We start from the raw sequence: 22,794 nt of genomic DNA, 5'->3' as shown, positions 1-22,794 counted from the left end.
GTTTATGGGAAGGGTTGCAATCTTAAGAAAATCAACCTGTTTGGAGATTTTAGCATAGCACCGCTATGGTGAAATTGAAAACAGCAACGATGGGGTATTTTGAAGCTATTTCAGCAAGTAATAGATTGTCTTTTGCTAAAATCAATCAAATGTAATTTACTTCACAAGTGCTTAAATAGGGGGCTTTATTCAAATGCACTGGGAACTTATGTAACCGGCATTGTAGCCATCTATTTATGAAGTTGGTCAAACGCTGTAATAGATCTCACTTATGTAAATTTTTACTTTTTTGAGTTAATTTCTGATTCAATATTTGCAAGCTATCGGAGTTATGAGCTTTATCTTTAGATCAAAATAAAAATGATATTTATGAGTAAAGAAAACTTATTTAATAGAGAAGCCATAGACAAGTTAAAAGAATTGGCTGAAGGTATTCAGATAGCCATATTGGAGACAAGCCTTAAGTCTTTACCTCCGCACACTGTACCAATGAGCACTAAGGAAGTTGATGATGAAGGTTGTATCTGGTTTTTAAGCAGTGAAAAAAGTGTACACAATCAAAATATTGATACAGACAATAGTGTTCAATTGATTTATTCCAATCCGAAAGAAATGAAGTTTTTGACCATATTTGGCCAGGCTATTGTTTATAAGGGAAGAGTGATTTTGGAACGTTACTATGAAAAAGCTGACAATGCATGGTTTGATGGAGTAAGTGACCCTGATTTGACAGCAATTAAAGTTATACCAAAAGAAGCACATTATTGGGATACAGAAAATGGTAAGTTTATTAATTTATTGAAGATGGGGATTAGTGCAGTTACAGGAAATAGCCAAGATTTAGGAACTCAGGGCGATTTGAAAATTTCAATTGAAGAGCATTAGCGATAATAATAACACAATATTGATATGGACGAACTTCGGCTGTTTATTGCTGATGATGATAGAGATGATAGGGAAATGTTTATTGAGGGGTTAGCCAAATTCCCTTATGATCATTTTATAAGCCAGTTTGGGAATGGAGTTGAACTAATGAAAAGTCTTAAATCTGATAGCCCTTTACCTGACGCTATTTTTCTTGACTTATATATGCCTTTGCTGAATGGGTTTGATTGTCTAACCGATATTCGAAATATTCCTGAATTTTCTGAGATTGGAATTATAATTTTTTCTACCATCAATGATCAGAATGTGATAGATTTATTGAAGAATAACGGAGCCAATCAATACATCCAAAAGCCCGCTTCATATACGGATTTAAAAACCTTGTTATTTAAATCTTTGAATTATGTTTTGGATACCAAAACTGATCCAAGTATTAAAAATCAATTTATTATATTGTCCTAAGAATTGTAAAGTAAAAAAACAGCAAAGAGCGAAAAGATGATTGTTTGGTTCTATAAACGTCTTTAAGTATTTCTCTATTTACCAATACTTTTTTCTCTGTTTTAAAACCCTAAATCAATCTGTATTAGTGGGGATCAGGGCTTTTCAAATTCTAAAGAATTCAATTTCCCTACCTGAAAATTTATTATGAAATGATTGTTTTTGTATCCTATTCTTAATCATTAAATGTTGAAAGATAATGCGAAATAATTAGTGCCTGGCTTTTATGAATGTAAACAACAGAGATATTGAATCAATCCCTAAATTTCTGCATAATGGCGGAGAGATGGGGTGGATGATAGGCAATAAAGACTGGAAGGATCATCCTTTAGGAATTCCCGAAAATTGGCCCTTGTCATTAAAATTGGCTGTAAGCAGTATGCTGAAAACAGCATTTCCTAATTTTATTCTTTGGGGTGAAGAGCATTATTGTTTTTACAATGATGCTTATCGCCCTAGTTTGGGAAAGGATGGAAAACATCCAATTATCTTAGGTCAGCGATTTGAAGAGGCCTTCCCTGAATTGGTGCATACTTTGTTAAAAGAAATCAAGAACGTCTGGCACACAGGTGATCCAACTTGGCATGAAAATCAGCTTGTTTCCATTTTCAGAAATGGAAAGATGGAAGATGTTTATTGGACTTTTAGTTATAGTGTGCTTATAGGAGATAATGAAGAGACGGAGGGGATTTTAATTACATGCATAGAAACAACCGATGCTGTGAATAATTTAAAACAGCTCCAAGAGAGTGAAAGTCAACTTGCCTTTGCTATTGATGCTGCGGAATTAGGCGCCTGGGATTTTAATCCATTATTGGATACATTTAAAGGGAATGACCGATTAATGGAGTGGCTGGGGATTCCAAAGGGTAAGGCCGTTAAATTGGAAAATGCCCTAAAGGCAATTGTTCCAGAGGATATCGATAGGGTTTTAGGTTCCATAAAAAAAGCCTTGATAGGTCTAAATAATGGTAAATTTTCAGATACTTTTTCCATAAGGAATGATATGACTAATAAAGTTAGAATTGTTCGTGCAAAAGGGAGAGTCCGATTTAATAATGCTCAGGAGCCGGTTCACTTTAATGGTACTTTGCAGGATGTGTCTGAGCAAGTTCGCTATGAAAAAAAGTTAAAGCTCGCCAATGCCCAAATAAAAAAACAAGAGCAGCATTTTAGAGATATTGTTTTCAAAGCACCTGTGGGAATAGCCATTTTTAAAGGGCGGGATTTGGTTAATATAATGGCAAACAATGCAATGTTAAAATTTGTAGATAGGGATGCCAATAATTTTGTAGGTAAAAAACTTTTTGAAGCAATGCCCGAAGTTAGAGGCACTGTCTCTCATTTGTTTGAAGAGGTTTTCAATAAACAAAAACCTACCCGTGGTACTGAATTTCAGGTATCTATAAAAAGAGATGGAGAAATTGAAAACACTTATTTCAATTTTATTATTCAGCCGATTACATTTTTTGCTGGAGAAGTTGTCGAAGTAATGTTAGTAACCAATGAGGTTACTGATTTTGTTGAAGCAAAAAATGCATTGGCTGAAAATGAAAGTCAGTTTAGAAAACACATGCAGCATTCCCCAATTGCCATGGCCATTTTAAGGGGGAAAGAATTGAAAATTGAAATGGCGAATAATCGGATGCTAAGCCATCTGTGGAATAGAGAGTGGGAGGAGGTCGAAGGAAAGCGATTGGTGGAAGTTTTTCCAGAATTAACAAATCAGAAGTATTTGGATGAGCTTCAATATGTGTTGAGTACAGGAAATGGGGTGAAAAGCAATGCCTCTAAAGCTGTCATTAACTCAGGTGGTATAGAGAAAGAATTCTTTTTGGATTACCATTACCTACCCTTGTCTGAAATTGATGGTACTATTTCAGGAGTGATTGTTACAGCTACTGATGTTACAGATCAAGTCTTGTCCAGAAAAAGGCTTGAAAACTTCACAAAGGAATTGGAAAGTCAGGTAGATTTAAGAACAAAACTCCTGCTTGAGTCAAATGACAAATTGCAGGATTCTGTTGCTAAACTTGAAATTGCAAATGAAGAGCTACAATCGTTTGCTTATGTGTCGAGTCATGATCTTCAGGAACCATTGCGGAAAATACAAATGTATTCTTCTGTAATCATGGAAAATGAGGTGGAGAGGCTTACTGATAAAGGGAAAAATCATTTTGATAAAATTTCATTTGCTGCCAGTAGAATGCGGATCCTTATTGATGATTTGCTAACCTTTTCTCGTTCTAATGATGATATTACTAAATATGAATCCATTGATTTAAATGATGTTTTAGCACAAGTCCTTGAAGAATCCAATAGTATAATTGAGCAATCTAATGCTAAGGTAACTGTTGAAAAGCTTCCTGAAATTGAAGCCATTTTATTTCAGATGCGTCAAGTTTTTTCAAACCTATTAAATAATGCCATTAAATTCTCAAGGAAAAATGTGGCTCCTGAAATTAGCATTAGGGCGTCGGAAGTTGTCTCAAATCAATTGTCCAAATTAAATTTAAATCAGAATAAAAAATACTTTGCCATTCAGGTCGAAGATAATGGCATTGGCTTACCCAAAGGTACGGAAGGAAAAATATTTGAAGTTTTTCAAAGGTTACACGGTAAACACGAATATGAGGGCACAGGCATTGGCTTGGCTATTGTGAAAAAGATTATCAGTAATCATAAGGGCATGGTTACAACTAAAAGTGAGGAAGGGATAGGAACTACCTTTACTGTTATCCTGCCAGAAAAACATTCCTAACCATTTGCGCACTTTCAAAATCAGATTGTATTTTTTTAACTGCTTTAATAGCAAACATTTCCTTCTATCTTTCTTTCCAGTTCTCTAAACCCTTATAATTAAAAATATCTTGATTGGTTTTAAATGAGCTGTGTTGGTTCAACCCGAAATATGCAATAGACAATCTGTATTACGTGCTGAAATCCCTTCAAAATCAGCCAATTCGTTGCTGTTTTCAATTTCACCATAGCAGTACTATGCTATAATATCCAAACAGCCTGATTGTCTTGCGATTGCAACACTTCCCGTAAACACGGGACAGGCTTCACCCCTGACTATTGTCAGGACGGAGAAATCCTATTACATAATCCGGGTTCAAGTTTGTTGTTTAGTTATGTTATGGTTTTTATTTTAAATTAACTATAAAGTATTTTCTTATAAGTCAATAAAGTATTTTTTGAAGTTAATAGTTAAGGGTTTTTACGTTTAAATTTAAGCCTTTATTAATTTCAAAAACAAAACAAGATGGATAGGGAAAATAATAAACTGAACATTCAACTTTCTGAGATTTTAGAAAAAAATAAGGATGCGGAGAAAGGATATGCAACGGCTGCCGCAAATACAAAAAACCCTGAACTAAGAAGCTTTTTCCTAAAAAGGTCAAATGAACGCAGGGATTTTAATTTAAGATTGAAAAGAGAATTGGCAGCCAATTTTGATGAAATGAATACAGAAGGTAGTTTTACTGGTTCCATTCATCGTGCATGGATGGATGCAAAATCATTTATAGCAGGAAACAATGATGCTGAAATGCTTGAGGAGGCTATCCGAGGGGATAAGGCTGCTTTAGAAGAGTATGAAGAATTATTGGAAGTCCAACATTTACCAATAATGTTAGATCAAATAATTCAGAATCATGCCATTAAAATCAGAACGGATCTGGAGCAAATAAAATCACTGAAAGATATAGTGGAATAATTTGGGAAATATACGGGAACATAAAAAAACAGGCACATTCAGAACTAAGGGTATGTCTGTTTTTTTATGTTATACTCCGACTATTGAGCTCGAAAATCTAAAGCAGATCAAAGTAGTGAAACTCCAAGGCCATTTGTTCAAGTTAGCTCGCTTTATATAATAGTGACCAATTGTCATGGTTGATTACAACGGTGAGAAAGTAGATTTAGCAATAGGGAGTTTTGATTATGCGATGGTTTATTTTTGGTTTACCGTAGGTACTGAAGTATTGGGCTATTTCAAGTTGGGGGAAATTAGTTTTTTCTTACTTGATCAATGAGGCGAATAAAACTTAGACCCTATCCACATCTTTCATTAGCCATAAATCAATTGGTTGATCCTCCTGAGAATGAAGAACTGAGATATCACCCGTAGTTTCGAAAATAACCACCCTTACTTGAGACAATTGTGTTACGTTTGCTTCACGAAGTTTTGAGCGAAGATCACTTTCAGAGACCCTCGCTTTTCTTAAATTGTAGTCCAATATTTTTTCACCATCCATTAACAATAGCGGCGTGTTGTCTACAATGTTTTCTATAAACTTATTTCTTCTAGCCAGGGCTATTGAAATTTGTAAAAAATAGACAATCACTAAACCGAATACCCCTTCAGTTAAATTAACTGTTGAAGAAAGGATGGTTGTGGCTATAATGGAGCCCACAGCTACTGTCATTGCAAAATCAAAACTCGACATTTTTGAAAAGCTTCGCTTACCGCTAATCCTAGTAAGTAAAATAACAGAAATATAGATTCCTAAAGCAGTTATTGCCATTAAGGCAATTGAGGTCCAGGTGGTTGTAAACAAGCTTTCCATTTTTTGTTTGGTTAGAATATTATAATTTATATAACCCAAGTCCTACTTTAAGGTTGGTGTCTGGTATCGTAATAATATCAAATAAGCATTTAAAATCTTATTGCTTAGTGCTTTTGACTCTTTCTAAAAATAACTTTAAAAGCACTACATATGGGGGCTAACTTACTGAATAGGGAATGCACCGCCATTGGCTTTTTGAGGTATTGATACCTCCAATCTGCATGAAACCAAAATACACCAGGACCTTAGTAGGACCGTATACTCCAATTTTACCACGCCTAAGAAATAGGCTCAATTGGATTTTTAAAACTTTAGACTAATTGAGATTACTTCCCATTAGTTTCAATGCAAAATATACGATTTGGGCTGAACTTATTGAAAAAGAAAAGTATGCCATTACATAAATTGGTTATAAGGCAGTGATAGCAGGAAAGTTAAGTTTTATCTTTTCAATTTATTGCCCTGTTGATTCTCTTAGGCCTAATAGTTTTCCAAATCGCTTCAAATTCTTTTAAAATTTGAAAATAGTGATCCAAAAACCATACCAGTAAAGATAAAACACATTACTTTCGCCACATCTTCTGCACCTTCGGCTAAACCTCCAAAACCATACATTGCTGCAAGAATTGCTGATAGAAAGAATATGATTGTCCATTTAAGCATATCAAAATTGTTTGTTTTAAATCTGGTACAAGATACCTAGTTCTTAATTTTTGAATGAACTCAAAAAATTAATTGTTTGTCTTATTCAAGTAAATTGGAACCGAGGTATAAAATTGGTGGTTGGAAATAATATTATTTATTTCCTTTAGTCCTTAGGTTTAAGGAAGATAGTGAGGATTAATAAAATACATTTTACATTAATTAAATCATTTTAAACAAATACTACATGGCTTCAGGTTTTTTTGCATTATTGGATGACATAGCTATGCTTATGGATGATGTGGCTACAATGAGTAAAGTAGCAGCTAAAAAAACGGCGGGTATATTAGGAGATGACCTAGCCGTAAATGCTGAGAAATCATCAGGTTTTATCGCATCTCGTGAAATTCCAGTATTATGGGCCATTACAAAAGGTTCTTTTGTTAATAAATTAATCATTTTGCCGGCTGCATTTTTGCTAAGTGCATTCTTACCTAAGGTAATTACCATTGTATTGCTATTGGGCGGTCTTTATTTGGCCTACGAAGGAGCTGAGAAAGTATATGAATTCCTCGCTGGACATAAGCACCATAAACCTGAACTATTGAGTCAAAAATTAACTGAAGAAGAAATTTTAGCCTCAGAAAATGATAAAATAAAATCTGCCATTTTTACGGACTTTATTTTATCGGTGGAGATTGTAATTATTGCTTTAGGGACAGTGATTCAAGAAGTAATTTGGGTTCAGATTTTGGTGGTTTCTTTTATTGCAGTATTAGCTACTGCAGGTGTTTATGGAATTGTAGCAGTAATAATTAGGATGGATGACTTCGGTTACAAATTGATCTCTTACAATGAGGAGGAGAAAAGCCTTTCTGATTTTTTCGGAAAGCTATTGGTGAAAGCATTACCTCTTGTAATAAAAAGTTTGTCAGTGATAGGTACCATTGCCTTGCTTTTGGTAGCCGGAGGTATTTTTGTACACAATATTGATTTCTTTCACCATTTGATACCTGCGCTACCCTCTATACTTCAGGAGTTTATTATAGGATTGATTGTAGGAGCAGTAATTCTCCCTTTTGTGGTTTTATTAAAGTGGTTATGGAATCGTTTTTTTAAATGATATAATACGGTTTGTTCATGGTTTTGGCTTAATAAGATTTTATAATTTTAGAAGAGTAATATTTACCAAAATCACTTTTCGGAGGAGGCTTTTTCAATAATTTTTAGGGCGAGTTTTTCGCTATTAGATAAGTTATAGAGACTCTTTGTTGGTTTGAATGGATTAGGATTAGGCAGGGTTTGTTGATCAATTTCATTAAAAATAGCCGGGTGTACGTAATAGTTTTTACAAACCGTAGGAGTGTTGCCCAATTCTGAAGCCACCATTTTTATAAGGATATTGCTAAATTTCTTGCGCTTTGATTTTTTAAGTTCTTTCCATGCTTTAGGGTAATATTCTACAGCTAACCTGCAGGCTGCCCAAGTACGAAAGTATTTACTAGAATACTCTTCGCCCATATTTTCATTAATAAACTGATTTACTTCATCACTGTCTACAGCTTGGAAATTTCCGGATTCATCCTGGTAACGAAATATTTCATACCCAGGAAGCTCTGCTGATTCCTTTATTAATTTAATTAGTTCAGCATCGTCTATCAACACTTTACGTTCAATTTTACTTTTTCCAGTATAATGAAATACAAGCCCATCACCTTCGATTTTCATGTGCTTTCTTCGCAAGGTCGTCAACCCAATGGTTTCATTACTGGATTGATAGTATTTATTTCCAATTCGGATTCCATATTCATCCAGGATCAATACCATCAGTCCAAGTACTTTTGTTTTATTCCATTCCTTTGCTTTTAAAGCTTTATAGGCCTTTTTACGGATTCCAGGTAATGCCATTGCGAAACTGGACATTTTATTGAATTTCTCTTCTTGGCATTTTTGTTCATAGATAGAATGGTAGATGTATTGCTTTCTGCCTTTTTTGTCTCTTCCAGTAGCTTGTATGTGCCCATCCTCAAAGCGACAAATCCTTACTTCTTCCCACATGGGAGGGATTACAAGGTTTTTTAGCCGTTTTAATTTCTTTTTATCCTTAATAACTTTCCCATTTTCATCAATGAATCTGAATCCCCGAGCCCATTTCTTTCTAAAAATGCAGAGCGCTGAATCATCTATTTCTCTGATTGTATCCATTGTACTTATAATTTCGCCTTTTGGGACTGTTTTTAACCCGGATTATGTAATAGAATTCCTCCGTCCTGACAATAGTCAGGGGTGAAGCCTGTCCCGTGTTTACGGGAAGTGTTGCAATCGCAAGAAAATCAGGCTGTTTTCAATTTTAGCATAGCACCGCTATGGTGAAATTGAAAACAGCAACGAAGTGGCTGATTTTGAAGCGATTTCAGCACGTAATAGATTGTCTATTGCATATTTCGGGTTTAATTGACCAATTAGAATTTTTTTGTATTCTTAAATAGAAACTTGCTATTCAAAATTATGTTTATAGAAAAAACTCATTATTAACTCACCAAACCTTTGTTATTTCTTTTCAGTAAAATAGAAAGGAGAGTAAAATATAAATTTTAAATTAAATAAATCTGGTGCAATTGACTTTGTTAAACACTATGAAATCCAAAATTAATAGTAAGCTTTTAAAGTTTAAATGCTGTGTTTTTAAGAATAATTAAAGGCTTATATTATTTAAAACCAATCTTGTAATTTGATTGAGGTAATATATAAATCTTTTGAGCTATATTTTTTCTTATTGTCCTATTAGATTTGATTTCTTTAACCCTTTAAAAATCTTATCATGAAAAATAAGGAACATAAAACAGCAAAAGAAGACCAACTAGAAAAGTTTACAAAAGACCCTAAAGACCAAGCGCTTACTACCAGGCAAGGTGTAAAGGTTAATGATACCAATAACTCACTAAAAGCCGGCGTCAGAGGGTCGACACTTTTGGAGGATTTTATCATTAGAGAAAAGATTACCAGTTTTGACCACGAAAGGATTCCAGAACGAATTGTCCATGCCAGAGGGAGTGGGGCGCATGGGTATTTTGAGTTGTATGACAGCATTAGCCAATATTCCAAAGCAGGAATATTTACAGATCCAAATAGAAAAACGCCTGTTTTTGTAAGGTTTTCAACTGTTGCCGGTTCTAAAGGGTCAACTGATCTTGCAAGAGATGTTCGTGGTTTTGCCGTGAAATTTTATACAGAAGAGGGAACCTGGGATTTGGTGGGCAATAACATGCCGATCTTCTTTATTCAGGACGCCATGAAATTTCCTGATCTTATTCACGCAGTGAAGCCAGAGCCCAACAAAGAGATACCTCAAGCGGCTTCGGCCCATGATACTTTTTATGACTTCATATCGCTTACGCCGGAAACCTTACACAATCAGATTTGGGTAATGAGTGATAGGGCCATTCCTAGAAGTCTAAGGATGATGGAAGGGTTTGGAATTCATACTTACCGTCTTGTCAATGAAAAAGGAGAAGCACATTTCGTGAAATTTCACTGGAAACCATTATTAGGAGTGCACTCGGTTACCTGGGATGAGGCAACAAAGATAAGTGGAGCAGATTCTGATTTTCACAGAAGAGACCTTTGGGACGCAATCGAATCCGGCCAATTTCCAGAATGGGAGCTTGGGGTTCAAATCGTACCAGAGGCAGACGAACATAAATATGACTTCGACCTATTAGATGCTACCAAATTGATTCCCGAAGAGATGGTTCCTGTAAAGATTATCGGCAAGATGACTTTGAATAGGAACCCGGAGAATTTTTTCGCAGAAACAGAACAGGTGGCATTCTTGCCTGGAAATATTGTGCCTGGAATTGATTTTACCAATGACCCTTTACTTCAGGGACGATTGTTTTCTTATCGTGATACACAGCTTTCCAGATTAGGAAGCCCAAATTTCCATCAAATACCCATCAATCAGCCTTTAGCCAAGTCGCACCATAACCAACGCGATGGACACATGCAGACCGAAATACCTAAAGGCCAAACTGCTTACTTTCCTAATACACTTGGAGGAGGATGCCCTCATCTTTCTAAAATAGCAGAAGGAGCTTTTTCTTCTTATGAGGAAAGAATTGATGGAAAAAAAATAAGAGGGAGAAGTGAAAGTTTTAATGATTTCTTTTCTCAGCCAGCTCTCTTTTACAGAAGTTTAGCAGATTGGGAAAAAAAGCATGTGGCCAATGCCTATTCCTTTGAATTAGGGAAATGTAACCACAAACACATTCAAGAAAGGATGCTATGGATGATTGCACAAATTGATAATGGATTGGCAGAGGAAGTGGCAGGTAATTTAGGATTAAGTGTTCCTGAAAAAATAGATCAACCCATTAATCAAGCCATAGGTGCAGATGCAAACGTGGCGGATTACCAACCTGGTCCTAAAAAGAATTACCTTGATAAATCCGCTGCATTAAGCCAATCAAATACCAAATTTGACAGCATAGCAACACGCAAAGTAGCTTTGTTGGCTGGAGATGGGTTCAATATGAAGGATTTTAAAGCAATGAAAACGGCATTGGAAGCTGAAAATGCTACACTGAGTATAGTTGCTCCACATGGTGGTACTATTAAGTGTGATTCTGATATGGATCATCCTGTAGATGCAAGCATCAACACCACTGAAAGTGTTTTGTATGATGCACTGTACATACCCGGAGGACAGTCGTCTGTAGCTTCATTGTTGAAAAATGCCAAGTTCAAAAAGTTTATTAATGAAGCTTTAAAACATTGCAAAGCCATTGCTGCGGACAATGAAGGGGAACATCTTCTGGACGAAACATATGTGAAGGATTTTAAGGAAGATAAAGCAATATTGATTAATGCTGAACCTGAAGCTTTTATTAAAGCGATTGCTCAGCATAGAAATTGGGACCGAATGGAAAAAACGGAAGGAATTCCTGTTTAGTTTATTTGAAATTTAGGTTGTTATAATGGCAAAGTTTCCTAAAAAGGGTTTGCAATTGAATTAAAATTGTTAAGGCTTATTAGGAAATTTTGTCCTTCCTAAAGGATTGTATGGTTGAATTAATTTAAAAATGAAGCATAGGTTCAACCCGGATTATGTAATAGGATTTCTCCGTCCTGACAATAGTCAGGGGTGAAGCCTGTCCCGTGTTTACGGGAAGTGTTGCAATCGCAAGACAATCAGGTTGTTTGGAGATTTTAGCATAGCACCGCTATGGTGAAATTGAAAACAGCAACGAAGTGGCTGATTTTGAAGCGATTTCAGCACGTAATAGATTGTCTATTGCATATTTCGGGTTCAAAGTAGGAGACGAAGTTACCTGGAACTCAGAAGTTGGGCATGTGTCAGGAACAATCATTAAGGTGCATACTGCTGATTTTGATTACAAGGGGTATACACATCATGCCATCGAGGAAGAACCTCAGTATGAAATAAAAAGCAGCAAGACAAATTACATCGCAGCCAATATAGGCAAAACACTAAAAAAGAAACCTTAAACCCTTCAAATATTGGATGTTGGGACCAAATCGTAAAGGAGAATCGAAGCTTAAAGAAAGAGGATCTTTATCTGAAGAGATTGACAAATAAAACCAATATAAAATTAATTGTTTAGATTTATAGTAAATGATAAGGAAACCACTTCAACCTTAATTACTGAAATCTTAAACATTATGTCAAAGAAACAATTCGACATTGCTGATAGAGCAACAGATTCACTTTCTATTACAAAAATTTTAAACTCTAATCCCCTGCTTTCCCGACGCGAAATGCTTGGGATAACTGGTGTTGCAGGAATTACAGCCTTGTCGGGTATGCCCACCAATGTTTTCGCAAAAACTACAGCAAACAAGCCTCGTATAGCAGTATTAGCTAGTTATTGGGGTGCGACTAGATCCCATGCAGACTGGATTGTGACCAAACTATTAGATGGTTATTGGTGGAAAGGGGAGTATATGCCCTCCAGGGTTGAGGTTGTAGCCATTTATTTGGATCAGTACGAGACAAGCGTTTTGGGTCAGAAAGTAGCCAAATCGAAAGGTATTCCGGTGTTTAAGACTGTTGGTGAAGCAGTAACACTAGGAGGTGAAGAACTGGCAGTGGATGGCGTTGTAATTGTCGCCGAACACGGCGATTATCCCAAAGACCTTAAAGGACGCTGGCTTTTACCTCGCTGGAGGATTTACCAACAGGTTGTAAAGGTTTTTGAACAGAGTAAGCGTGCTGTTCCGGTTTTTAATGACAAGCACCTCTCTTACGATTGGGATGAAGCAAAGTGGATGTTTGACAAATCCCGAGAGCTAAACTTCCCTTTAAATGGAGGGTCCTCTATACCAGTTTACTACCGTAAACCAGAAAAAGAACTTGATATAGACACGCCTTTAAAACATTCGATCGTAGTTGGAGGTGCTTCCGATGAGGGTGGCATTTTCCATTGTATAGATGTGCTTCAAGCTTTTGTAGAGCGCCGAAAGGGAGGCGAAACAGGTGTTAAGTCAGTACAATCCATTCGAGGGAAAGAAACATGGGAATGGGTCGAGCGCAATTCTTGGGCCAGTAAGTTACTTGAGGCTGTGGCCGAAGATTTTGACCTTAATCCAGGACACTTTCAAGAGAACAATCGAGCTAATGTTTGTATCGTAGAATACAATGATGGAACCAAAGGAGCAGTGATTTCTGGAAAAGGTGTAGGTTGGACCTTTGCTGGAGAAATTGAAGGGCAGAATGAACCTACGATCGTCTCTATGCTAGGTTGGGCTGGTCCATTTGACCAGTATCATGCCTCCAATGCCCAGCCACATTGGATCACAGAGATGATGGTGACCAAAAAGGAACCGTTCAATGCAGAACGTTTACTTCTGTCAACGGGGATAACAAACCACTATGTAGAATCCAACTGGGAGAATGGTCGCTATTCTGCTGTCGGTCGTCGTGTCGAAACGCCGTATATGAACATGACTTATCGAACTACCCGTGGCCCTCAATTCAATACTGGAGAGCGACCACCTGCTCGTCCTTATATTCGGGGGTTTGATCAATAGGTCCGCGCTAAGCGCATTCAAGGAACCATAATATTTAAATGGGTTTTTTATTGAGGCAATAGCTTTGCCTGTCTACCAAAAATCCATTTTAATTATTCGCATAAATAAATTAAAAAATAATAAAAGCATATATAAATGAAACGCCGAAATCTTATTAAGGGCTTAACCTTATTACCAATAGCAGGAAGTGTATTGCCACTTCATTCTTTATTGGCAGGAGCTAATGGAAGTAAAAAACTTCCAGTGATGCCTCAGGATACAATAATGCCGAAGTTGCATCGTGAAGCATTTGTGATGGATGGACATGTACATGTAATGACCCGTGAGTTGCTGATGAATACTGACATTGGTCAAAGATATTCCGACGGAACCGTTGATTTACCAAGGGCAAAAGAAGGCGGCTTAGATGCCATGTTTTTCACGGTTTATACTCCTGAGCATTATTACCCTGGAAGGTTTGAGGTAAAGAACACGTTTCGTGTTATAAATCTTGCTTTAGATCAGATAAAAAAGAATAACTCAGTCATTGAATTGGCGCTTAATGCTAAAGACATTAAACGAATCAATATGAAAGGTAAAATGGCTGCTTTTCTTGACTTAGAAGGAGGCTTTGACTTAGATGGAGATATTAATTTACTTAGGGCACTTTATCGCTTAGGTTTAAGGTCCATTCAGCTTACTGCACACAATACCACAAATGCCTTTATAGATACTTGCAATGATGTAAGTCGTTGGGGTGGGATAAATGATTTGGGGAGAGAAATTATCGCTGAAATGAATAACCTTGGGATGGTTATTAACATTGCCCATGCATCCAATGACGCCATATTACAAACAGCGGAGGCAAGTAAACACCCAATAACCTACAGTCATGGGGGCTTTTACAGTATTGTGGCACATCCAAGATGTATTACAGATGAGGCAGCAAAGGCCGTGGCAGCAAAAGGAGGGGTGATAGGTATTCACTTTGGCAGTCTATTTAACAATCCTAAATACTGGGCTTGGCAAACAGCCCCTAAAGAAACTACACCCGAGTCAGTGAAGGAATCAACCTCCATGAATACAATTGAAGAGGTTGATGATGCAGTGAGAAAAGAAGTTCCTCTGGTCTTCAATGGCACCATTCCTGACGAATATTGGATGCATGTGGATCAGCTAGCCAAAGTGATCGATTATGGGGTAAATTTAGTTGGTGAGGATCATATGGCCTTAGGTTGTGATTTGGATGGAGGACCTGAATTGCCACGAGAAATTAAAGACATTAGCGATTATCCTCAGATTACAATGGCAATGCAAAGATTGGGGTATAGTGACAAACGAATTAAAAAAATTCTTGGTTTGAACTGGCTACGTGTAATTGAAGAAGTGACGGGGAGCTAAAATGAGTATATCATTTGATGGGCCCTAGGCCTATCAAATGCATTCCGAGGATTATTGCTCTGGTGAAGGAAGTGATTTAGGTGTTTCTTGTGGATTTTTTGAAGTCTAATCTCATGACCCCTAAAGTAAAACACCAACCCATAAAAGCTAAATGATTAGCTAATTTGGGTTGGTTTTGCGGAATGGACGGGACTCGAACCCGCGACCTCCTGCGTGACAGGCAGGCATTCTAACCAGCTGAACTACCACTCCTTTTTTTTCTATCTTAAGTTTCGAACCAGCGGCCTTCCCGAAACATCGGGACATTCTAACCAGCTGAACTACCACTCCTTTTTATTTCTATCTTAAGTTTCGAACCAGCGGCCTTCCCGAAACATCGGGACATTCTAACCAGCTGAACTACCACTCCTTTTTTTTCTATCTTAAGTTTCGAACCAGCGGCCTTCCCGAAACATCGGGACATTCTAACCAGCTGAACTACCACTCCTTTTTATTTCTATCTTAAGTTTCGAACCAGCGGCCTTCCCGAAACATCGGGACATTCTAACCAGCTGAACTACCACTCCTTTTTTTTCTATCTTAAGTTTCGAACCAGCGGCCTTCCCGAAACATCGGGACATTCTAACCAGCTGAACTACCACTCTTTTTTGGTTGTTCATTTCTTCTATATTGAATTAATTCAAATATAGAAGAACAATTGTTTACTATGAAGGCAAAAAAAAGCCTTGGAATTCCAAGGCTATAAGCGGAATGGACGGGACTCGAACCCGCGACCTCCTGCGTGACAGGCAGGCATTCTAACCAGCTGAACTACCACTCCTTTTTTTGTTTGTTTATTACTCCTCGTTTGAAGTGATACAAAGGTAGAAGAATGTTTGTTTTTTTACAATAGTAGGGCAAAAAAAAAGAGTTGATTTGCTTTATCACTTTCATATTCAAGGAGATTAATTTCAATTATTATTTTTCAATCTGGTAATTCATTGGTTTTTTTTAAAAATGAAGCCATTTATTATCAATTTCTAATTTCTCCTGAAGTCAAATTGATTGATGAATTCCATTCTTTTTAACTCTGATCTGTTAGTTCTGGCTTAAATTTATGGAAATCAATTGGCTTAAGTAAGGAGCGATTTATAACAGGTCTTGTACTTGGTGGTGGAATCAATAGTAACTTTTAGAAATATAATATGGCCCGACTTCTTTTTATTTTCCAGGCTAATTGATTTTTTGTAAATTCAAAAGGCATCGTGAAAACTGTACTTTGCAGGGTCATTAAACCCGGATTATGTAATAGAATGTCTATTGCATATTTCGGGTTAAACATTTATTCAGTTGTAGATTTTAAATAGAAAAGATTTGGAAGAGTCAGAATTACATCAGGAATTACCTTTTTTTAAAAACCTTCAGGAATACTTAAGAGAATTTGTATATGGCGGTATAGATGGAGCTGTTACAACCTTTGCGGTTGTTGCAGGGGCAGTAGGTGCTAATTTAGATCCTATGGTGATCATTATTTTGGGCTTTGCTAATTTATTTGCAGATGGATTGTCCATGTCCATTGGTGCCTACCTTTCTTCCAAATCAGAGAAGGAGAATTATCAGAAACACAAAAACATTGAATATTGGGAGGTAGATAATATTCCTAAGAAAGAACGGGAAGAAATTGTTGCCATTTATAGGGAGAAAGGATTTAAAGGAGAGCTTTTGCAAGAAGTGGTGAATGTCATTGTTTCTGATAGAGACAGGTGGGTAAATGAAATGATGAAGGACGAACTAAATATGATTGAAGAAGTCAAGAGTCCTTTCAAAATAGGCCTTGCTACGCTTATTTCCTTTATTGCTGTTGGATTTATTCCACTTACAGTTTACATGTGGGATTACTTTTATGAAGCGAACTTTGACGTGTTTTTATGGACTTGCTTGCTTACCGGAGTTGCATTTATCTTTGTGGGTGCTTTGAAAAGCTGGGTAAATCAAACAGGCATTTGGCAAAGTGTAATCGAGACACTTGCACTAGGGGTCATAGCAGCAATGGTTGCCTATTTTGTAGGAGATATTTTAGAAGCATTACTGCTAAAATAAAAAAAAAGCCTTTGGGTTACAAAGGCTTCTAGGTGGGTTTATTTTAACCGACTACAGCTATATTTTTGGCGCAATGCCTTACTGAGTAAGTATTTAAATTGTTATGATTTTTTAAACTTAATAAAAACAAATGGAAGCGCAAGCATCATTTTAGCTTATCTTTCGATTAAGTTAAAAAAAAATTAATAATTCTATATTTTCTATTTTTACCAAATAATATTTTATGAAATTTTCTTCAAAATCCATAATAAAGTGTTTTAATTACACTTTTTAAGCTTAAAAAAGGATTTTGGTACAGGATAATAACAATCTTGAATTGTATTTTATTCCGCTATGTTTTCGCTTCTATTTTTTTTAGCAAGCTAATGCATGGTAATATATTTTCTAGGTATTTGTTATCAGTCCTAGCCGATGCTATCCAAAAGTTTGAGCTTGTCACATTGTAAGTGCTAGGAGTTAGGCTTAAATCTGAACTCGGAGAGTTTGGGAAAGGAACAGGGTAGGAAAGTTTGAAAAAAAAGGCTGCAAAATTGAATAATACTTGTTGAATTCAGGCTCAACAAAGCAGAATAAATTAATAAGCCAATCCTTACAATTATAATTGTAAGGATTGGCTTTAGTCTGTTATTCAATAAAATAACAAAAATACAATATTGCTATACCTGCTACTGATAGGTTCATTCAGTTTCCGAATTGGGAAGTAGACCTATTTTCTTTAAAAATGCCTCAGTTTCAATTATTGTTTGTTCGTAAATCTCACGGTTTTTATAATTAAAAAAGCCATGGGGTTGTCCTTCATATAAGATTAATTCGCAATAGCTTCCTAGTTTTTCCATGGCCGTTTTATAGTACCTCGCAGTTTCTACCGGAATCAATTGATCTTTGGTTCCTAGAAAGAAAAGTGTCGGTGGAACACCCGTATTCAAGTTATGGAGAGGGGAGACATCTTTGTACCTTTCAGCTACTCGGTCATACCCATATCCGGCTGGCCCATTGTCTATTACAGGGTTAAATAAAAGTAAGGCAACAGGCTTGGTGCTAATTATTCCGTTATCCTGACCCTCAAAGCCTGGAACAGTTGCAGTAGCAGCGGCCAAGTGTCCACCAGCAGAACCTCCGGAAGCAATGACCTTGGCACTATCCAAGCCAAGCCGTTCAGCATTCTTTTTAACGTATTTCATAGCGGATTTTGCATCCTCAATCGCATCAAAAGGACTGGTCTTTTGTCGTGAAGCAACCCTATAGTCTACCAATATGGTTACAAAACCTTTTTTAGAAAAGTGAAGGGCATGTGGTCGGAATTGTTCCCAACTACCAGAAACCCATCCACCGCCAAAGAAAAACACCATTGCAGGTTTGTCTTTCTTTTGTTCGTCTGAAAGGTAAATGTCCATTTTTAAAGAATCGTTACCAACTATTTTATAGGTCTCCACTACATGGTTTTGAGCTTTACTAGAAGAGGGATTCAATAGCAAGGTGGATAAAATTACAAGACCTAAAAGGGTGTGAATTCTGCTTTTCATTTAACTGATGGTTTATAATGGGCTTAATTACTGAATAGTGTAAAATGATGTCCAATTCTTTTGAAATTGAATGAATGCTTTAAATTGAAACACATGAATTGATCTTCCTACACGAAGAATCAATGCTTATTTCTTTAACCCGGATTATGTAATAGAATGTCTATTGCATATTTCGGGTTTAACTTATAATTTGAACAGATATCCGCTAAAAAGCAACTTTAAATTTCAGAATTATAGGATCTTCCTCATCAGATAATTTCTCAATACTTTGTAGGAGTTTTTCTTCATATTTGCCAAAATAGCCTAAGTCTAAAGCCCTTTGCCAATCTGTTTGTTGCATGGCTTGGTAAAAATAACCTTCCGCTGAACAACTGTTGTTTCTAATATTTAATAGCGCCTTTGTCATTTTGAGTTCTCCGGTATTTCGGGAGATAAACACATCATAAAAAGGAAAGGTAGAAAGGTCTGCTTGGTCGAAAAGAGGGTTTTTTTCAATACCATAAGCCATAAATTTAATTATACCTTCACTGTAATCAATTTGCCCTGTATTAAAGGCATAATTTTGAGAAAGTAATGTTTTTTCTACAAAGGCTTCTCCTTCTAATTCAAAATCATCCGGGCTGATACTTTTGTCTCCAAAATTTAAGATGACGAAAGGTTTGATAGCATCATGCTGATAACTGTATATGGTATCTGAAAGGCCAAAACTTAACAGTTTACCCTCTTCCATGTTAGCAAACATTCCAGGGTTTAATTCGCCACTATAGGGCAGGGATAAAATAGGGAGGGAATTCACCTTCCCGGATTCTGTATTTACTACATGAAAAATTTCTTGCCGCTCGTTGCCTGGAGGTTCAGAAGAAATCAACCAGTTATATGCTGAAATAAACGACACCGTAGGAACGAAATTATAATCTCCTAATTGAATTTCTTCCTTAAATTCAAATGCAGGTAAGCCATATTTTAATATTGATCCTCTTCCTGTGCTTATGTATAGTTCATTGTTATCAACAATCAAGCCGTGTAATGACGGATATTCACCTGGGCCTTCTCCCTTTTTATTCCAGCTCTGAAGGTGGTTGCCTTCCAGATCAAATGTATGAATAGAAAGGTCTTTATAGCACCTGCTGGCATAGAAAATCTTATCATTAACCACCAATTCGCTTACATTGCAAGAAAGGTTTATCAAGGTGTCCTTTGGCGCCATCAATGGGATAAATTCAACTTCAGAGACAATGTCTTCGAATGCCAGGAGGGAAGAGTTGTCAATTAAAAAAGTAGGGGTGCTTTTAGTTTCCCCTTCTTTTTCTTTTGTTTGGCATTGTACCAGAAGCATTCCTAGTAAACCAATGATAACACTGTAAAATCTGATTTTTCCCATTTGCTATTTACCTGGGACCTGCTTTGGAAATGTTTTCATCCACTTGATCTTCAAATTGTTTGAAATTTCCCTTAAAGAGGTTGACCAATTTATTTTTTACTTCACTAAACTTAACTTTGTCTTCCCAGGTGTTTTCTGGGATTAATATTTCACTAGGCACACCTTTGCAGCTTGTCGGGATTTGAAGATTAAAATCCCCTTCACTGGCAAATGTAGCATTGTCAAAATCTTTATTATGAATTGCATCCAAAATGGCACGTGTGTACTTTAATTTAATTCTTGCTCCTACTCCGTAGGAGCCTCCGCTCCAGCCTGTATTTATCAGCCAAGCGTTTACATTGTGTTTTTTAATTTTGTCAGCCAGTAAGTTAGCATATTTATTTGGGTGCCACATCATAAATGCAGCGCCAAAACAAGCACTAAAAGTTGCTTGTGGATCTTTTACTCCCATTTCTGTTCCGGCTACTTTGGCAGTATATCCTGAAATAAAATGGTAACTGGCCTGCTCGGGACTCAACTTGCTAACAGGAGGCAATACACCAAAAGCATCACAAGTCAGAAATATTATGTTTTTAGGATGGCCTGCTGTACAAGGTATTTTTGTGTTTTCAATGAAATCAATTGGATAGGCAGCCCTGGTATTTTGGGTTATAGAAGTATCAGAATAATCCACTACTCTGGTAATTGGGTCATAAATGACGTTTTCTAAAACTGTTCCATATCGAATGGCTCCAAATATATCAGGCTCGGCTTCCTCGCTTAAATCTATGGCTTTGGCATAACAACCTCCTTCTATATTGAAAACGCCGTCTTGATGCCAGCAGTGTTCATCATCTCCTATTAGCTTTCTCTTAGGGTCAGCACTTAGTGTTGTTTTTCCAGTACCTGAAAGGCCAAATAGTAAAGAGACATCCCCACTTTCTCCAACATTGGCAGAGCAATGCATGGACAGAACACCTTCTTCAGGCATTAAATAATTCATGATAGAAAAAATACCTTTTTTCATTTCTCCGGCATATTCAGTACCCAAGATCACAACTTCTTTGTTTTCCAGGCTGATCCCTATACTGGTTTTCGAAGTCATGTCAGTAGTGAAGTGGTTGGCAGGGAACTCTCCGGCATTAAAAATAACATAATCTGGTTCTCCGAAATTTTCCAATTCTTCAGCCGTAGGTAGGATAAGCATGTTTTGCATAAAAAGTGCATGGTATGCACGTGTACAAATGATTCTTACCTTTATTCTGAATTTCGGATCCCAACCGGCATATGCATCTACCACATAGAGGTGATCTTTAGTGTTGAAAAAATCTATGGACCGCTCCCTATTTACCATAAAGGTATGCTCATCCATCTCATAATTTACTGAACCCCAATCAATGTGCTTTTCGGATTCAGGGTGTCTAACGATTCTCTTGTCTTTTGGACTCCTTCCGGTTTTTTTTCCTGAAAAAACCATCAATGCCCCTGTACTGGATATGGCAGATCCTTTTTCTAATCTTAAGGCAGCCTCGTACAATAAAGCTGTTTCACCATTTCTTAAGATATCGGTTACTTCTATTTCGTACCTTTTTAAATCAAAATCCATAATGTTCTATATCTTTTAAGTTCCATTTGCTATTGCATAAAAATACTCAGAACTAGTTGATTAACCAATGTGTCAGATCAATCTAAACTATGACTAAAGTCATAAAAAGTCAATTCAGATATTATCACTGTGAGGGAGTTAAATTAAAAAGCCCAAGCTAACGAAATGTTGTCTTGGGCTTTTTTATGCTTATTAACAAGCCAACCCCTCTAAATCCTTTAAAAATTAATGGACCTAAAACGAAAAACAAGGAAAGCCAATTCTCCGGTACTCTACCAAATTAGACTTTTTTCCATCTAAAATAAGAAATCCAAACTAGCATGTGAAATAAAGTATCGCCATTTTAATACCTGTTTAAGGGATCCATTTAATGTGTTTGAAATTTGGCTTGCGTTTTTGAAGAAACGCATCTCTTCCTTCTTTTGCCTCTTCAGTCATGTAGGCAAGTCGGGTGGCTTCTCCTGCAAATACCTGCTGCCCCACCATGCCATCATCCGTTAGGTTAAAGGCAAATTTTAGCATTTTTATAGATGTAGGTGATTTTTCTAATATCTCCTGTGCCCATTCGAAGGCAGTGTCTTCTAATTCATCATGGGGTACAACAGCATTGACCATTCCCATTTCAAAGGCTTCTTGAGCAGAATAATTTCGGCCTAGGAAGAAAATTTCCCTGGCTTTTTTCTGGCCAACCATTTTGGCGAGATAGGCAGAACCATAACCACCATCAAAACTTGTCACATCAGCATCAGTCTGTTTAAAAATGGCATGTTCCTTACTTGCTAAAGTAAGATCGCAAATGACATGTAGACTATGTCCACCACCTACAGCCCATCCGGGGACCACAGCAATGACCACCTTTGGCATAAACCGTATGAGTCGTTGTACTTCAAGGATATTTAGTCGGTGCATACCATCTTCACCAACATAACCTTGATGTCCTCTGGCTTTTTGATCCCCACCGCTACAAAAGGAATAAACCCCGTCTTTAGAGGAAGGGCCTTCAGCAGACAATAAGACAACTCCAATATTAACATCCTCACGAGCATCTAAAAATGCATCATAAAGTTCACTTGTAGTTTGAGGACGGAAGGCATTTCTTATATCTGGTCTGTTGAATGCAATCCTCGCTACACCATCACATTTCTTATAAGTAATGTCCTTGTATTCTTTAACTGTTTTCCAATTGATCATTTCCAG

18 protein-coding genes and 2 tRNA genes are annotated in these 22,794 nt (G+C 36.8%); 11 read left to right on the top strand and 9 right to left on the bottom strand.

Annotated features, from left to right (window positions below):
* The first annotated feature begins 369 nt into the window (after positions 1–369).
* The 5 genes from CA2015_RS23880 to CA2015_RS24950 all read left to right on the top strand — a co-directional run bounded on the left by CA2015_RS23880 (position 370) and on the right by CA2015_RS24950 (position 5,423).
* Positions 370–885 carry a pyridoxamine 5'-phosphate oxidase family protein gene (locus CA2015_RS23880; RefSeq protein WP_048644168.1) on the top strand — a complete coding sequence of 172 codons (516 nt, stop codon included), beginning with the start codon at positions 370–372 and terminating at the stop codon, positions 883–885.
* Between the two features lie 24 nt (positions 886–909).
* Positions 910–1,347, top strand: coding sequence for a response regulator (locus CA2015_RS23875; protein WP_048644167.1), 438 nt, complete (start codon positions 910–912; stop codon positions 1,345–1,347).
* Between the two features lie 265 nt (positions 1,348–1,612).
* On the top strand, positions 1,613–4,147 hold the full coding sequence (locus CA2015_RS23870) for an ATP-binding protein (RefSeq protein ID WP_048644166.1): 2,535 nt from the start codon (positions 1,613–1,615) through the stop codon (positions 4,145–4,147).
* Between the two features lie 504 nt (positions 4,148–4,651).
* Complete coding sequence (locus CA2015_RS23865; RefSeq protein WP_048644165.1) at positions 4,652–5,104, top strand: ferritin-like domain-containing protein; 453 nt, start codon at positions 4,652–4,654, stop codon at positions 5,102–5,104.
* A 175-nt stretch (positions 5,105–5,279) separates the two neighbouring features.
* Positions 5,280–5,423, top strand: a complete 144-nt coding sequence (locus CA2015_RS24950) for a hypothetical protein (RefSeq protein ID WP_157470585.1) — start codon at positions 5,280–5,282, stop codon at positions 5,421–5,423.
* Between the two features lie 12 nt (positions 5,424–5,435).
* Here CA2015_RS24950 and CA2015_RS23860 read toward each other — a convergent pair whose 3' ends face one another.
* Together CA2015_RS23860 and CA2015_RS24715 are read right to left on the bottom strand one after the other, a co-directional pair.
* The gene (locus CA2015_RS23860) at positions 5,436–5,957 is read right to left on the bottom strand and encodes a DUF421 domain-containing protein (RefSeq protein WP_048644164.1); all 522 of its coding nucleotides are present in this window, start codon (positions 5,955–5,957) and stop codon (positions 5,436–5,438) included.
* 501 nt (positions 5,958–6,458) lie between these two features.
* A complete protein-coding gene (locus tag CA2015_RS24715; protein WP_048644163.1) occupies positions 6,459–6,620 on the bottom strand; it encodes a DUF1328 domain-containing protein in 162 nt (53 codons plus the stop codon).
* A gap of 226 nt (positions 6,621–6,846) precedes the next feature.
* Between CA2015_RS24715 and CA2015_RS23850 the strand changes: the two genes are divergently transcribed.
* Positions 6,847–7,722, top strand: a complete 876-nt coding sequence (locus CA2015_RS23850) for a DUF808 domain-containing protein (RefSeq protein ID WP_048644162.1) — start codon at positions 6,847–6,849, stop codon at positions 7,720–7,722.
* Positions 7,723–7,793: 71 nt separating this feature from the next.
* Here CA2015_RS23850 and CA2015_RS23845 read toward each other — a convergent pair whose 3' ends face one another.
* The gene (locus tag CA2015_RS23845) at positions 7,794–8,804 is read right to left on the bottom strand and encodes a DNA topoisomerase IB (RefSeq protein WP_048644161.1); all 1,011 of its coding nucleotides are present in this window, start codon (positions 8,802–8,804) and stop codon (positions 7,794–7,796) included.
* Between the two features lie 616 nt (positions 8,805–9,420).
* Here CA2015_RS23845 and CA2015_RS23840 point away from each other — a divergent pair.
* The 4 genes from CA2015_RS23840 to CA2015_RS23825 all read left to right on the top strand — a co-directional run bounded on the left by CA2015_RS23840 (position 9,421) and on the right by CA2015_RS23825 (position 15,029).
* Positions 9,421–11,550 (top strand): catalase, encoded by a 2,130-nt coding sequence (locus tag CA2015_RS23840; protein ID WP_048644160.1) that lies wholly within the window; start codon positions 9,421–9,423, stop codon positions 11,548–11,550.
* Positions 11,551–11,849: 299 nt separating this feature from the next.
* On the top strand, positions 11,850–12,107 hold the full coding sequence (locus tag CA2015_RS23835; protein ID WP_240477884.1) for a hypervirulence associated TUDOR domain-containing protein: 258 nt from the start codon (positions 11,850–11,852) through the stop codon (positions 12,105–12,107).
* Positions 12,108–12,281: 174 nt separating this feature from the next.
* Complete coding sequence (locus CA2015_RS23830; RefSeq protein WP_048644737.1) at positions 12,282–13,649, top strand: hypothetical protein; 1,368 nt, start codon at positions 12,282–12,284, stop codon at positions 13,647–13,649.
* Positions 13,650–13,784: 135 nt separating this feature from the next.
* Complete coding sequence (locus CA2015_RS23825) at positions 13,785–15,029, top strand: dipeptidase (protein ID WP_048644159.1); 1,245 nt, start codon at positions 13,785–13,787, stop codon at positions 15,027–15,029.
* Positions 15,030–15,207: 178 nt separating this feature from the next.
* On the opposite strand, the gene CA2015_RS23820 is transcribed toward CA2015_RS23825, so the two are convergent.
* A tRNA-Asp gene (locus CA2015_RS23820) sits at positions 15,208–15,281 on the bottom strand.
* A gap of 494 nt (positions 15,282–15,775) precedes the next feature.
* Positions 15,776–15,849: transfer RNA gene (locus CA2015_RS23810), tRNA-Asp, on the bottom strand.
* A 533-nt stretch (positions 15,850–16,382) separates the two neighbouring features.
* Here CA2015_RS23810 and CA2015_RS23805 point away from each other — a divergent pair.
* Positions 16,383–17,108 carry a VIT1/CCC1 transporter family protein gene (locus tag CA2015_RS23805; protein ID WP_048644157.1) on the top strand — a complete coding sequence of 242 codons (726 nt, stop codon included), beginning with the start codon at positions 16,383–16,385 and terminating at the stop codon, positions 17,106–17,108.
* A gap of 677 nt (positions 17,109–17,785) precedes the next feature.
* Here the strand turns inward: CA2015_RS23805 and CA2015_RS23800 are convergent.
* The 4 genes from CA2015_RS23800 to CA2015_RS23785 all read right to left on the bottom strand — a co-directional run bounded on the left by CA2015_RS23800 (position 17,786) and on the right by CA2015_RS23785 (position 22,788).
* Entirely contained in the window at positions 17,786–18,631 is an 846-nt protein-coding gene (locus CA2015_RS23800) for an alpha/beta hydrolase (RefSeq protein WP_048644156.1), read from the bottom strand.
* 205 nt (positions 18,632–18,836) lie between these two features.
* The gene (locus CA2015_RS23795) at positions 18,837–20,012 is read right to left on the bottom strand and encodes a 6-bladed beta-propeller (RefSeq protein ID WP_048644155.1); all 1,176 of its coding nucleotides are present in this window, start codon (positions 20,010–20,012) and stop codon (positions 18,837–18,839) included.
* 7 nt (positions 20,013–20,019) lie between these two features.
* A complete protein-coding gene (gene pckA, locus CA2015_RS23790; protein ID WP_157470584.1) occupies positions 20,020–21,597 on the bottom strand; it encodes a phosphoenolpyruvate carboxykinase (ATP) in 1,578 nt (525 codons plus the stop codon).
* Positions 21,598–21,951: 354 nt separating this feature from the next.
* Positions 21,952–22,788, bottom strand: a complete 837-nt coding sequence (locus CA2015_RS23785) for a 1,4-dihydroxy-2-naphthoyl-CoA synthase (protein WP_205749790.1) — start codon at positions 22,786–22,788, stop codon at positions 21,952–21,954.
* Between the last annotated feature and the right edge of the window lie 6 nt (positions 22,789–22,794).

Source organism: Cyclobacterium amurskyense (assembly GCF_001050135.1).
Lineage (GTDB): Bacteria > Bacteroidota > Bacteroidia > Cytophagales > Cyclobacteriaceae > Cyclobacterium > Cyclobacterium amurskyense.
The sequence above is the reverse complement of the archived record's forward strand: the minus strand, read 5'-3'. Positions and strand labels throughout refer to the sequence as shown.